12 protein-coding genes and 1 pseudogene are annotated in these 12,656 nt (G+C 74.2%); 7 read left to right on the forward strand and 6 right to left on the reverse strand.

The window, feature by feature from the left end:
- Positions 1-25: 25 nt before the first annotated feature.
- The gene (locus tag AB0N17_RS27590) at positions 26-1,663 is read right to left on the reverse strand and encodes an acyl-CoA dehydrogenase family protein (protein ID WP_366014209.1); all 1,638 of its coding nucleotides are present in this window, start codon (positions 1,661-1,663) and stop codon (positions 26-28) included.
- A gap of 154 nt (positions 1,664-1,817) precedes the next feature.
- Here AB0N17_RS27590 and AB0N17_RS27595 point away from each other — a divergent pair, with 154 nt between their 5' ends.
- From AB0N17_RS27595 to AB0N17_RS27605, 3 genes are all read left to right on the forward strand, one after another.
- On the forward strand, positions 1,818-3,056 hold the full coding sequence (locus tag AB0N17_RS27595; RefSeq protein ID WP_366014210.1) for a YihY/virulence factor BrkB family protein: 1,239 nt from the start codon (positions 1,818-1,820) through the stop codon (positions 3,054-3,056).
- A 305-nt stretch (positions 3,057-3,361) separates the two neighbouring features.
- Positions 3,362-4,291, forward strand: a complete 930-nt coding sequence (locus AB0N17_RS27600; RefSeq protein WP_366014211.1) for a VC0807 family protein — start codon at positions 3,362-3,364, stop codon at positions 4,289-4,291.
- Between the two features lie 63 nt (positions 4,292-4,354).
- On the forward strand, positions 4,355-5,041 hold the full coding sequence (locus AB0N17_RS27605) for an AraC family transcriptional regulator (RefSeq protein ID WP_366014212.1): 687 nt from the start codon (positions 4,355-4,357) through the stop codon (positions 5,039-5,041).
- On the opposite strand, the gene AB0N17_RS27610 is transcribed toward AB0N17_RS27605, so the two are convergent.
- Positions 5,024-5,425, reverse strand: coding sequence for a VOC family protein (locus AB0N17_RS27610; RefSeq protein WP_366014213.1), 402 nt, complete (start codon positions 5,423-5,425; stop codon positions 5,024-5,026). The genes AB0N17_RS27605 and AB0N17_RS27610 overlap by 18 nt on opposite strands.
- A gap of 169 nt (positions 5,426-5,594) precedes the next feature.
- Between AB0N17_RS27610 and AB0N17_RS27615 the strand changes: the two genes are divergently transcribed.
- Positions 5,595-6,809, forward strand: a complete 1,215-nt coding sequence (locus AB0N17_RS27615; RefSeq protein WP_366014214.1) for a hypothetical protein — start codon at positions 5,595-5,597, stop codon at positions 6,807-6,809.
- On the opposite strand, the gene AB0N17_RS27620 is transcribed toward AB0N17_RS27615, so the two are convergent.
- Positions 6,806-7,444: a VOC family protein gene (locus tag AB0N17_RS27620; protein ID WP_366014215.1), complete on the reverse strand. Its 639-nt coding sequence runs from the start codon at positions 7,442-7,444 to the stop codon at positions 6,806-6,808. The two genes, AB0N17_RS27615 and AB0N17_RS27620, sit on opposite strands and share 4 nt — an antisense overlap.
- A gap of 388 nt (positions 7,445-7,832) precedes the next feature.
- Here AB0N17_RS27620 and AB0N17_RS27625 point away from each other — a divergent pair, with 388 nt between their 5' ends.
- Positions 7,833-8,696: an isocitrate lyase/PEP mutase family protein gene (locus tag AB0N17_RS27625; protein WP_366014216.1), complete on the forward strand. Its 864-nt coding sequence runs from the start codon at positions 7,833-7,835 to the stop codon at positions 8,694-8,696.
- Entirely contained in the window at positions 8,693-8,962 is a 270-nt protein-coding gene (locus AB0N17_RS27630; protein WP_366014217.1) for a hypothetical protein, read from the forward strand. The genes AB0N17_RS27625 and AB0N17_RS27630 overlap by 4 nt, the downstream gene beginning before the upstream one ends.
- A 93-nt stretch (positions 8,963-9,055) precedes the next feature.
- Here the strand turns inward: AB0N17_RS27630 and AB0N17_RS27635 are convergent, their stop codons facing one another.
- The 3 genes and pseudogenes from AB0N17_RS27635 to AB0N17_RS27645 all read right to left on the reverse strand — a co-directional run bounded on the left by AB0N17_RS27635 (position 9,056) and on the right by AB0N17_RS27645 (position 10,624).
- A complete protein-coding gene (locus AB0N17_RS27635; RefSeq protein ID WP_366014218.1) occupies positions 9,056-9,247 on the reverse strand; it encodes a hypothetical protein in 192 nt (63 codons plus the stop codon).
- 74 nt (positions 9,248-9,321) lie between these two features.
- Positions 9,322-9,535: pseudogene (locus AB0N17_RS27640) on the reverse strand (LacI family transcriptional regulator); the annotation flags it as partial.
- Positions 9,536-9,610: 75 nt separating this feature from the next.
- Positions 9,611-10,624 (reverse strand): hydroxyacid dehydrogenase, encoded by a 1,014-nt coding sequence (locus tag AB0N17_RS27645; RefSeq protein ID WP_366014219.1) that lies wholly within the window; start codon positions 10,622-10,624, stop codon positions 9,611-9,613.
- A gap of 440 nt (positions 10,625-11,064) precedes the next feature.
- Here AB0N17_RS27645 and AB0N17_RS27650 point away from each other — a divergent pair, with 440 nt between their 5' ends.
- On the forward strand, positions 11,065-12,633 hold the full coding sequence (locus AB0N17_RS27650; protein ID WP_366014220.1) for a carboxylesterase family protein: 1,569 nt from the start codon (positions 11,065-11,067) through the stop codon (positions 12,631-12,633).
- Positions 12,634-12,656 lie beyond the last annotated feature (23 nt).

Here is a 12,656-nt window from a genome sequence, read left to right on the forward strand (position 1 = left end):
AGGGCCCGTCCGGCCGGCCCGCGCCTCACACGCCCGGGTGTGCCCGTTCCACGATCGCCTTCAGGTCCAGCCCCGCCGGCAGGGTGCCGAAGGACGCCCCGTGATCGCCGCCCAGCCGCGAGGCGCAGAAGGCGTCGGCGACCTCCGAGGGTGCGTGCCGCACCAGCAGCGAGCCCTGGAGCACCAGCGCGAGCCGCTCCACCAGACGCCGGGCCCGGCCCTCGACGCCCTCCAGATCGGCGAGCTCGGTGAACAGGTCCTTCACCGCCCGGTCCAGGCGGTGGTCGGCGCCATGAGCCCGCCCGATCTCGGCGAGACACGCGTCCAGCGCGTCCGGTTCCCGCTGCAACGCCCTGAGCACGTCCAGCGCCTGGACGTTACCGGCGCCCTCCCAGACGGAGTTCAGCGGCGACTCCCGCACCAGCCGCGGCAGCCCGGACTCCTCGACGTACCCGTTGCCGCCCAGGCACTCGGCGGCCTCGACCGCCACGGGCGCACAGCGCTTGGTGATCCAGTACTTGGCGGCCGGCACCGCCAGCCGCAGGAAGGCACGCTCCCGCTCGCCGTCGTCGTCACAGGCCGCCGCCAGCCGCAGCGCGAGAGCGGTCGCCGCCTCCGACTCCAGCGCCAGGTCGGCGAGGACGTTGCGCATCAGCGGCTTGTCGACCAGCCTGCCGCCGAACGCCTCCCGGTACGCGCAGTGGTGGACGGCCTGCGCCACCGCCTGCCGCATCAGCCCCGCCGAGCCCAGCGCGCAGTCCAGCCGGGTCGCCGCGACCATCCCGATGATGGTCCGCACCCCCCGCCCCTCCTCGCCGACCCGGCGTGCCCAGGTGCCGTCGAACTCGACCTCGGCGGAGGCGTTGGAACGGTTGCCCAGCTTGTCCTTCAGCCGCTGGATGCGGAACACGTTGCGGCTGCCGTCCGCCAGCACCCGCGGCACCAGGAGACAGGTGAGCCCCTCCGGGGCCTGCGCGAGCACCAGGAAGGCGTCCGACATGGGCGCCGAGCAGAACCACTTGTGCCCGGTCAGCGTGTACGTGCCGTCCTCGGCGAGCGGCCGGGCCTCGGTGGTGTTGGCGCGGACGTCGCTGCCGCCCTGCTTCTCGGTCATGCCCATGCCGAAGATGGCGCCGGGCTTCTGCCCGGCGGGCCGCAGCTCACGGTCGTAGACCGTCGACGTCAGCCGCGGCTCCCACTCCGCGGCCAGCCCCGGGTCGGCGCGCAGCGCGGGCACGGCCGCGTGCGTCATCGACAGCGGACAGCAGTTGCCCGCCTCGACCTGGGTCCACAGCAGGAACCCGGCCGCCCGGCGCACATGTCCCGACGGCCGGGTCCAGGCGGCGGTCAGCCCCGCCGAGACGCCCTTGCCGAGCAGCCGGTGCCAGGACGGATGGAAGTCGACCTCGTCGATCCGGTGGCCGTAGCGGTCATGGGTGCGCAGCCGGGGCGGCTGCTCGTTCGCCTGCGCGCCCCACTCCTGCACCTGCGCCGAACCACAGGCCCGGCCCAGCGCGGACAGCTCCGCACGCACCTCGTCCAGGACGTCCGGACCGGTGTACCGCTCGACGGCCTCGACCAGGACCCGGTCGGTGGTGAAGACGTCGTGGCCGGCCAGCGGCGGCGGCTGGTTCGTCACGGTGTGGGTGGGGATGCCTGCCATGATTGCGAACCTACCCCGGACGGCGGCGGTGATGGTCTCCAGAGTGACACAGCACCGCACACGCGCGTACCCGACCCGGCCACCTCCCGCGCATGATCCGGTCGACCTGCCCCGGAAGGTGAGGCGGGCCGGGTGCTGCGGATACCTTTGGGTCGTGCAGCCAGCAAGTGAACCCCCCGAGCGGCCCGCCGGCCGCCTCCACCGGGCCAGAGCCCTCTACCGGAACGTCTCCAAGCGCAGGACCGCCTGGCTGTTGCTCAAGGACACCGTCAACTCCTGCATGGAGTACCGCATCCTGGGCCTGGCGGCCGAGGCGGCGTTCTTCACGCTGCTGTCCGTGCCGCCGCTGCTGCTCTGCCTCATCGGGCTGCTCGCCTACGTCGACACCTGGACCGGCGCCCATACCATCAGGAGCCTGGAGACCAACATCCTCGACGCCTCGCGGACGGTCCTGTCCGACAAGGGCGTCAAGGAGATCACCCAGCCGATCCTGCACGACGTGATGAAGGGCGGCCGGCCCGACGTCATCTCCATCGGCTTTGTCTTCGCCCTGTGGTCCGGCTCCCGCGCGGTGAACGTCTTCATCGACACCATCACCGTCATGTACGGCCTCGACGGCGTCCGGGGCATCGTCAAGACCCGGATGATGTCCTTCCTGCTGTTCATCGTGGCGCTGCTGATCGGCTCGGTGGCGCTGCCGCTGATGGTGGCGGGACCGGACGCGGTGGTACGGGTGGTGCCCTGGTCCGAGACGGTCGTCCAGGTCCTGTACTGGCCGGTCGTCATCGTCCTGTGCGTCGCCTTCCTGACCACCCTGTACCACGTGTCCGTGCCGGTCCGCTCCCCCTGGATCGAGGACGTCCCCGGCGCCCTCGTCGCCCTGGCCATGTGGGTCCTCGGCAGCTTCCTGCTCCGGATCTACCTCGTGCACACCATCGAGGGCGCCACGATCTACGGCTCCCTCGCCGCGTCCGTCGCCGTGCTGCTGTGGATCGGGGTGGCCGCCTTCGCCGTCCTCGTCGGCGCCGCGGTCAACGCGGCCATCGACCGGGTCTGGCCCGCCGCCGCCACGGCCGCCGCCCGCGAGGCCAACGAGCGGGTCCGCGAGGCCCAGGTCGTCGAGTACGTCGCCCGCGCGGCGGCGGCCCGCGAGTCCGACCCCGACGACCCCGACATGCCCTCCGAGTTCCCGGAGCGCTGGTCCCGCTTCCTGCCCCCGGAGGACGTGACGGCCCGCCTGCGCACGCACGCGAAGAGCACCCACCACGTGCACAAGTCCCACGCCCGGCACGGCCACGAGACCGACACCCGGCACCCGCAGGAGTCCGGCAGGGACGGGGAGACGGGGCACGGGGGGACGGGGCACGGGGGGACGGGGCACCCGAAGGGCTGAGGCCGGCTGCCCGCGGGCTGCTCCACCCCCGGGTGTGCCACGGAGGTGGAGAACGCGGGCCGGCCCTTCCACCTGCTTTCCACCCCGCTCTCCACCCGGGCTCCGATCCGCCGGACACGGCTCCGCGCCTAGCGTTCTCGCAGGCCGGCGCTGCCCGGCACGGCTCGGGCACGGGACGGGAGGCGCAGGCCATGACGGACACGGCTGAGACGGACACGGCTGAGACGGACACGGCTGAGACGGACACGGCTGAGGTGACGGGACGGGGCCGCAGTCGGGAGAGGGGGCGGGGGCGAGGGCGGGGTGTGCCGGGGAGGGCGGCCGGCGCGGCGCAAACGGCCGGTCCGCTGCTCGCGCTCGCCGCCGGCATCGTCCTCCCGCTCGTCGTCTACTACGCCGCCCGGGCCCTCGGCGCCGGCCAGGCACCGGCGCTGCTGCTGAGCGGGGCACCACCGGCCCTGCGACTGCTCTCCGGCGCGGTACGGCAGCGCAGGGCCGACGGCGTCGACCTGTTCTGCACGGTGCTGCTCGCCGCGGCCGCCCTGGCCTCCCTCGCCGGCGGCGGCACCCGGCTGCTCCTCCTCAAGGACGCGGCGCTGTCCCTCGTGGCCGGCGGCTGGGTGTCCGTCACCGCCTTCACCCGCAGGCCGCTGGCCTTCCAGCTGGGCCGGCGCCTGCACCGGGGCGAGGCGGCCCGGGCCCGGACGGGGCTCTGGGAGGGCTGCGCCGAGTTCCGCCGGGGCCTGCGCGTCCTCACCCTCGTCTGGGGCGCCGAGCAGCTGCTCGACGGCGGCCTCGGCGCGCTCGCCGCCACCACCCTGCCCGCCGGCACCGTGCCGCTGCTCGCCCGGGCCCTGTCCCTGTTCCTGCTCCTCCTGGCCGCCGCGGTCACCGCCGGCTACGCCCACCGCTTCCGCACCCGTCACGGCCTCCCACTGCTCGGCGCCCCGGCCCCGGCCTCAGCCCCGGCGGTGGCCACGGCCCGGGCGTCGGCCCCGGCCCCGGCCCCGGCCCCGGCCCCGGCCCCGGCGCTGGCCGCGGTCACGGCCTCGGCCCCAGCCCCTGCCGCGGTCACGGCCCCGGCGCTGGCCCCGGCCCCTGCCCCGTCCTCGGCCCCAGCCCCGGCCCCGGCCCCTGCACCGGCCTCGGCCATGGCCACGGAGGACGGCGGCCGGGCCGCCCAGCAGAGCTCTCGTGTCCCGGCCCGGCCCGGCCCGGCCCGGCGCCCGACCTGACCGGCCCGCCAGGCACCGGAAACCGTCGGCGCCGGAGACCGTCGGCGCCGTACGCTGGCGGCTGTGTATGCGGAGCGGGCGTCCCGGCTGACCGGAGCGGTCGTGTGGACCAACAACGCGACCGGGTCCGATGCCCGGCCCGTGCTGCCCGACGGCTGCATGGACCTGATGTGGAGCGAGGGCCGGCTGCTGGTCGCGGGCCCCGACACCCGCCCCCACCTCCCCCAGGGCCCGGGCCGCTCCTGGGCGGGCATCCGCTTCTTCCCCGGCACCGCACCCGCCCTGCTCGGCGTACCCGCACACGAACTGCGCGACCGGCGGGTGGAGTTGGCCGAGCTCTGGTCCGACGCGCGGGTCCGGCGGCTGCGCGACCGCATCGAGGCGGCCCCCGATCCGGCCACGGCCCTGGAGGACATCGCCCTGGACCGGGCCGCGCGCTCAACGGCCCCCGACCCGCTGCTGCACCGGCTGGTGGAGAGCCTGGACGAGGGCCGCCCGGTGTCCGCGACAGCCGCCGAACTCGACATCGGCACCCGCACCCTGCACCGCCGCTGCCTGGCCGCGTTCGGCTACGGCCCCAAGACCCTGGCCCGCATCCTGCGCCTGCAACGGGCGCTGGCACTGGCCCGCTCCGGGACGCCGTACGCCGAGACGGCGATCCGCGCGGGCTACGCCGACCAGCCGCACCTCGCCCGGGAGGTGCGGGACTTGGCGGGCATGCCGCTCGGGGAGCTACTCGGCGGCGGGTAGCGGGGCGAACAGGTCGACACCGTTGCCGTCGGGGTCGTGCACGGTGGCGTACCGCTGACCCCAGAAGGCGTCCCAGGGCTTCAGCTCCCCGTGGTGGCCGGCGCCCACCAGGTCCTCGTACGTCGCGTCGACCTCGGCGGGCGAGCCGCACCGGAAGGCGAGGCCGATCCGGCCGCCGCCGCTCGGCGGCCGCCACTCGGCGTGGAAGGAGCGGATGGTCTTCTCGGTGTCCAGGGCGAGGATCAGCCCGCCCGGCAGCTCCACCTCGACGTGCGGCTGCTCCTCGGAACCCTCGGGGAAGACGAGCCCGAGACGACGGTAGAAGGCGAGCGAGGCGGCCATGTCGGAGGTCACCACGCCGATCAGGGCGAATCGTGGAGTCATACGGCCACCGTAGGGAGGGGCCGGCCGTCCGGTCTTGAAGGAATCGGACACGCCGTCGCAGGAGCCGGTGACGGCCTGCGCGGCGCGGGAGGGACCCGGCGGATAAGCGGTTGCCCCCGTCCTGCGGGCCCGCGATGATCCGTCCGTTGCGAGGATGGGGGAGTGGCTGTTGGCGGACGTCTTCGTCTGCGACCGGTGCGGGAGCGAACTGACCGTCTCCGTGTCGCGGGTGGCATTGCCCGTGCGGGCCCACCAGCACTACGGGCACGAGATGCTTCCCGCGCTGATGGAACCGGGCACGTACGCCGTCGACCCGGAACCCAGGGGAGCGCCCTGGCGTCCCTGGGACGAGGTCGGCGCGGAGGAAGCGGCGGCGCTGGGGGTGTTCGCCCCGGTGCACTCGCTGCCGTCCGGGCCGCCGGGCGCGGTCGTCGTCGCACCGGGCCACACCCGCGGCACCGTGCTGATCCCGGACCGGTGCGGCGGCTACTGCATGGGGCTGGACGGCAGGGACGGCCCGAACCTGGCCTGCGCGGAGTGCGGGCGGGCGGTGGCGACCCGCGTGGACGACTGCTCGCTCTGGCAGGCGGTGTGGTTGGCGCCCGACGCCGTACGCCGTGTCGCGGGCCCCGCCACACCGGTCACCGGCTGGGCGACCCTGATGGCGGACCGGGCCGGCGCGCCCCTGGTCGAGCCGCCCGGACACTGGAGCCCGCAGTGGCAGGCGGCGGCAGGCCAGGCCCTGGCCCATCTGCTCGCCGCGTCGGCCGGCGCCCCCGTCGTCCTCCCCGGCGGACTGGTCACGGACCTGTTCGGCCGGGCACTCGACGCACTGCTGCCACCCGGCGCGTACAACCCACCCGGCGCGTACAACCCACCCGGCCCGTACAACCCACCCGGCCCGTACGGCCCACCGGGCCCACACGGTTCACCTGGCGCGCCGGGGTCGCAGGGGTCGGCGAGGTCGCAGGGGTCGCAGGGGTCGGCGGGGGCCCAGGCTTCACCCGCCCGCACCGTCGCCCTTTCCGGACCGGGAGTGCCCGCCCCCGCCCCGGCGCCCGATATCGCGCTGGTCCCGGAGCATCCGCAGACGGGCGCGGCCTGGCAGCCGCCCGGTACCGCGGCGCCCGTGTCGCTGCCCCTCGACGTGTGGCTGGGCCTGGCCTTTCCCGAGGACCGGTCGCGGCTGCCGGTGACCGGCGGACTGCCCCGTGGCGTCCAGCGCGACGATCCGCTGCCGCTGCGCCCGATCTGGACGTTCCGGCCCGACCGGCAGGTGTTCCTGCGCAGACTGGCCCGGCTCCCCGCCGTCCGGCAGCCCTGGCTGCGTGCGATCTACGACGACGTGGGCGCCTACCCGCTCCTGCACACCTCGGTCTTCTAGCGCCGGCCGAAGGTCACCGGCCCGTTCGGGGTGACGACGGTGAAGCCGAGCCCGCAGGGGCCCCGGCCGAGCACCAGCGCCGTGCCCAGGGCCGACAGCAGCGGACGCACCTCGTCCGGGTCGGGCACGGTCGCCGTGACCTCCAGCAGCGTGAGCACGGGCAGTCCGGACGTGGCCGGGTGCGGGGAGTCGCCCCAGTCGATGAGGAACGGCACCAGACCGGACGGATGGGCCCGGTCGCTGCCGGTCAGCCGCCACCGCAGCAGGCCCCCGTCGGGGGTGCGGCGGCTCATCGCGTGCACGGGACCGGGGTCGTAGCCCCGCGCGCGGGCCGCCGTCACCGCCGTGTCCAGGTCGGGCGGGCTGATCGCCCAGGTCAGGACGCGCGGACCGGTCAGCCGGTCGACATCGAACGGCCGCCGCTCGGCCGGCTCGGGCTGCTCCGGGTCGGGGCCGATGATCTCCAGGTAGCTCCGGCCGCCCAGCCCCACCAGATGGTTCCGCGTGCCGAGCCCGACATGCACCCCGCCGGGTGCGGGCGTCACCCCGGTCCTGCGGGCGAACTCGGCGACGGTCGCCGCCAGGTCGGGCGTGGCGAGGACGAGATGGTCCAGCAGCGGGGGAACGGCGCTCATGCCCGGCGAGGCTACGGTCGCGGGCCCCGCGCTTCAAGCAGCCGGCGGCCACGCGCCCCCTCTCCGATTCACCCTTGCCCGAAAGGGAGTTGAAGAGAGGACGTGTCCCGCGACCTGGGCCCTCGCATGGCTGTGCGCATCCTGCTCCACACCCGCATGCTCCACGCGAGCCCGGCTTCCCGGCCCACCTGAACGGCGGGATTGCCCGGGCTGCGGGACCCGTCGAGTGACGTTTCTCCGGTGAATCGCTTCCACCATTGGGGTGAGTAAAGCTCGCGTTCACAGAAGGTCACGTGACTATCTAGAGATGCTCTTGTCTTGGCAAAGGGCGTCGAGACGCCGGGGCCTTCCCCGCCCCGCGTCACCCACCCACAGGAGGAGCCGGACCTTGACTTACGGTAAGAAGCTGCGCGAGCGCATCGCCGGGCCCGGGACCACACCGCTGATCGGCGTGTACGACATGTACTCGGCGTCGATCGCGGCCAAGCACTACGACGGGATGTTCGTCTCGGGATTCGGATTCGCGGCCTCGTACTACGGGCTGCCGGACATCGGTTTCATCGCCTGGCCCGACATGGTGGCCTTCGTCCAGCGGCTGCGCGGCGCGTTCCCCCACCACCATCTGCTGGTCGACATCGACGACGGCTACGTCGACCCCGAGGTCGCCTGCCACGTCGTCGAGGGCCTGGAACGCATCGGGGCCTCCGGAGTGATCCTGGAGGACCAGAAGCGGCCCCGCCGCTGCGGCCACGCCGACGGCAAGCAGGTGCTGCCACTTGAGGAGTACCTGGAGAAGCTGGAGAAGGTCCTGGCCACCCGCCGCGACCTGGTCGTCGTCGCCCGGACCGACGCCACCGACGAGCACGACATCCTGCACCGCGCCGAACGGCTCGCCGCGACCGACGCCGACGTGGTCCTGGTCGACGGAGTACGCAGCGTGGAGTGGATCGAGCGCATCCGGAAGGTCGTCGGCGGCAAGCCGCTCCTCTTCAACCAGATCGCCGGCGGCAAGTCACCCCGCCTCTCCCTCGGCGAACTGTCCGACCTCGGCGTCGACGTCGCGATCTACAGCACCCCGTGTCTGTTCGCCGCGCACGAGGCGATGGACTCCGCACTCACCGACCTGAAGCAGGCCGACGGCCGGCTGCCGGAGGTCGACCCCGCGAGCGGAGTCGGCGTGAAGGCGTCCACCACCCTGCTGGAGCGCAACATCGCCCGCGAACGGATCACCCCCGAGGGCGTGGGCGTGTGACGGGCACCGGCAAAGCCCTCGTCCCCCGGATCGGGATGGCCGCCGCGGTCGCCGCCGCCGTCCTCGGCGCCGGAGCCGCACCCGCGGTCGCGTCCGGCAGCCTGATCACCGTGATCGACAACTCGCACGCCGACTCGTGGCTCGAAGTGGACCGCACGGCCAACCTCCAGACCGGCAGAGGCACCGCCGGCAGCGACCACGACGGCAGCGCCGTGGACGTCGTGGAGGCCCTGGTCGGAGCCGCCGAACGGCACGGGGAGGACTGAGAACCGCCGAAAGGCGGCACCGCACACGGCGACGGCCGGGCCCCTCCCCGCACGGGAGGCGCCCGGCCGTCGGCGTCCGTTCAGTCCTCGCGTTCAGTCCTCGCCGAGATCGGGGCGGCCGTCCTCACCGACCTCGACGTCCTCCTTCGGATCGTGATCGTCGACGAGCGCGGTCACGGTGGCGCGGTGCTGACGCGGCGCGACGGTACGGCAACGGGCGTGCGCCGCGCCGTAGACGGTGGCCAGAGCGACCGCGGCCACGGCGAGGGCCGCTGTGGAGCGCATGGTGGGGTGCATGCCCGGGCAACGAACCGTCGCTGCCCCCGGTCACCGCCCTGCGCCCGAACGGGCGCGCACGATCACGCAGTTGGCCGGTCCGCGGGCGGCGCGCCCGTGCCGGACCGGCGCACCGGCAGCGTCGACGGCTCCGTCCGCGTCCTCTCCGGGCGCTCCCCGCGCATCATCCGCACCAGCGGCCGCAGCGCCGTCGCCGCCATCTCCACGAGCGGCCGACGCCGCGTACACCCCGAGCGCCATCCGGTCCGAGCACACGGACACCGCGGTCGGCGGCTCGGCTCGGGAAGCTCCAGCAGGTCGTGCACGCCGGTTCCCCGGCTCGGGGCACGTCCCTCCGGTGGACCACTCGCCTCACGCCACCCGCACCAGATCCGCGTGCCGCACCTCGTACGCCGGCGGCAGGCCGGCGGCCAGCCGTTCCAGCTCCTCGACGACCACCCGGCCGAGCCGCTCCAGCTCGTTGCCGAGGGAGCCGGCGATGTGCGGGGTGAGGAACACGTTCGGCAGCCGGTACAGCGGCGAACCGGCGGGCAGCGGCTCCGGCTCGGTGACGTCGAGGACCGCCCGCAGCCGCCCGGAGACCAACTCCTCGGCGAGCGCGTCCGGGTCGATCAGCGCACCGCGCGAGGTGTTGATCAGCGTGCCGCCGTCCCGGATCAGGGCGAGCCGTTCACGGCCGAGCATCCGGTACGTCCCGGGGAGGTCCGGCGCGTGCAGGCTGACGATGTCGCTGTGCGCCAACAACTCGTCCAGCGGCAGCAGTTCCGCACCCAGGGTGGCGGCCTCGGAAGCGTGCACGTACGGATCGCACAGGAGGACCTCGAAGTCGTGCGGACGCAACAGCTCCAGCAGCCGTCGGCCCACCCGGGACGCGCCGATGATCCCGACCCGGCGTCCCATGTTGCCGACGGCCGACATCTCACCGGCGGCGGGCAGGGCGTGCGTGCCGCGGAACCGCTCCCGGTGCGCGAAGACGTCCTTCCCGGCGAGCAGGATCATGGCGAGCGTGTACTCGGCGACGGGAGCCGCATTGGCGGCCGCCGCGCTGGAGACGGTGACCCCGCGCTCCCACAGGGCGTCGCCGATCAGCCCACGGACGGAGCCGGCGGCGTGCAGCACGGCACGCAGCCGGGGCGCCGCTGCCAGGGCGCCCGCGTCCAGCCGGGGACAGCCCCAGCCGGTGATCAGCACCTCGGCGCCGGCCAGGGGCTCGGCGACGGCGGGATCGGCGGGGTCCCGCACCACGAGCGCGGGGTCGACCGCTGCCGTCTGCCGCAGCCGGGCCATGAGCGGGGGTGGGAAGAGCCGGGGAAGGTGCACCGGATCCATGGCGAACACGGCCCTGGGCAACTGGGCGCTGGGCATGACTCTCCCGACGGGGATGGGGGCTGCGGGACGGTGTGTGGAAAGCGTTTTCTGATGGCGGCTCTCACCGTAGTTCCGGCCTGGAACGGGGGTCAATCGGTCGGCCGGGTGGCGGACGCGGGCGCGTGAGCCGTTCGACGGCGGCCTGGGAGAAGCCAGGCCGGGAGAAGCCGGGGCCGGGAGAAGCCGGGGCCGGGAGAAGCCGGGCCGGAAGAAGCCAGGCCGGAAGTAGAAGGTGCCGCCCAGGTTCTCGACGGCGACCGCGTACCGCGGCTCCGCCTACGGGGATACCCCGAACGGCGCAGCGTCGGACCCGTGCACCGGAATACATCCGCGCCCTGTGCTGCTCTGATGTGTACAGAGCAGCAGTGCGACGGCGCGGGCTGTGCGGCCGTTCGGCTGGGCCACGGTGCACGAGCGCGGCGAAGGGCTGGTGGGCGATGACGGCAGATCGGACGGGCCCCGTGGTCCGCACACCCCACGGGGCCGTACAAGGCCGGTACGAGCAGGGAATCGCGGTGTTCCGGGGCATCCCGTACGGCGCTCCGCCCTTCGGCCCCCGACGGTTCCGGCCCCCCGAGCCGCCCGAGCCCTGGGACGGGGTCCGCGACACCCGTGCCTTCGGGCCGACCGCGCCGAAACCGCCGTACTCCGAGGCGTTCGCCCAGTACCTGTCCGACCCCGTGATCCCCGGCGACGACTGTCTCAACCTGAACGTCTGGACCCCGCACCCGGGCCCCGGCGCCCGCCTCCCGGTCCTGGTCTGGCTGCACGGCGGCGCCCTGACCCGAGGATCCTCCGCCGTCCCCGTCTACGACGGCCGCACCTTCGCCCGCGACGGCGTCGTCTGCGTCTCGGTCAACTACCGGTTGGGAGCGGAGGGCTACGGACTGTTCCCGGACGCGCCCCCGAACCCCGGACTGCGCGACCAACTCGCCGCCCTGCGCTGGGTGCACGAGACCATCGGGGCCTTCGGCGGAGACCCCGACCGGATCACCCTGTGCGGGCAGTCGGCCGGTGCCATCAGCGCGGGCGTCCTGCTCGCCGCCCCCCAGACCCGGGGCATGATCCGGCGCGCGATCCTGCAGAGCGGCGCCCCCGAGGTCTCGGACCGGGACAAGGTGCGGCGGATGGTGCGCCGCATGGCCGCCCGGCTGAAGATCCCCGCGACCGCGGAGGCCTTCGCGACCGTCGACCGCGAACTGCTGCTGCGCACCCAGGTGGAGGTCGGGCGACTCAGCAGTCCGGTGCTCGGCGGGCCCGCGTTCGGCATCGTCGTGGACGGCGACCTCGTGCCCCGCGATCCGCTGAAGGCGCTGATCGACGGCGACGGCGGCCGGGGCGTCGACCTGCTCATGGGCTGGACCCGGGACGAGTACCGGCTGTGGCTGGTGCCCGGCGGTCTGGTCGAACGCGTGGACCGGCTCGGCCCCGTCGCCCTGGCCGGCGCCATGGCCCGCTGCCACTGCGGGCACGAGGTGATACGCGGTTACCGCACCCTGCATCCTGACGCCGGCACCGCCGAGACCGTCGGCCAGCTCGTCACCGACCACCTGCTCCGGGTCCCGCTGCACCGCCTCGCCGACACCCGCCTCGGCTCCCGCCACCTCTACGAGTTCGCCTGGCCGTCCCTCCTCCCAGGACTCGGCGCCTGCCACGCTCTGGAGCTGGGCTTCGTGTTCGACTCCGGTGACGTGCCCGAATCGAAGAAGCTGGCCGGCGAGGGTGCTCCGCAGGAACTGGGCGATGCGATGCACGGGGCCTGGGTGCGGTTCGTGACCACCGGGGATCCCGGCTGGCAGGCCTGGGACGCCTCGCACCCGGTGCGGATCTTCGGCGACGGTATGCCGTATACCGACTACGGTCCACGGGATGCGGAAGTCGCCCTCTGGTCGACCGCGCCCGCCACCCCGGAACCGCCATCCTCCGCCCAGATCCGGGCTCCAGGGGCCGAACTGGCGGCAGCGGTCCGCCGTCTGCGACGGTCCGTGGCAGCGCGGCGGCACTGACCGCCTACGGGTAGCGGGTATCC

It is taken from the genome of Streptomyces sp. NPDC051133, assembly GCF_040682635.1.
Lineage (GTDB): Bacteria > Actinomycetota > Actinomycetes > Streptomycetales > Streptomycetaceae > Streptomyces.

Excerpts from the sequence above, each read along its gene's own strand:
- AB0N17_RS27590 (WP_366014209.1), bottom strand. The coding sequence starts at position 1,663 with ATGGCAGGCATCCCCACCCACACCGTGACGAACCAGCCGCCGCCGCTG.
- AB0N17_RS27610 (WP_366014213.1), bottom strand. The coding sequence starts at position 5,425 with ATGACTCCACGATTCGCCCTGATCGGCGTGGTGACCTCCGACATGGCC.
- AB0N17_RS27620 (WP_366014215.1), bottom strand. The coding sequence starts at position 7,444 with ATGAGCGCCGTTCCCCCGCTGCTGGACCATCTCGTCCTCGCCACGCCC.
- AB0N17_RS27635 (WP_366014218.1), bottom strand. The coding sequence starts at position 9,247 with ATGCGCTCCACAGCGGCCCTCGCCGTGGCCGCGGTCGCTCTGGCCACC.
- AB0N17_RS27645 (WP_366014219.1), bottom strand. The coding sequence starts at position 10,624 with ATGCCCAGCGCCCAGTTGCCCAGGGCCGTGTTCGCCATGGATCCGGTG.
- AB0N17_RS27650 (WP_366014220.1), top strand. The coding sequence starts at position 11,065 with ATGACGGCAGATCGGACGGGCCCCGTGGTCCGCACACCCCACGGGGCC.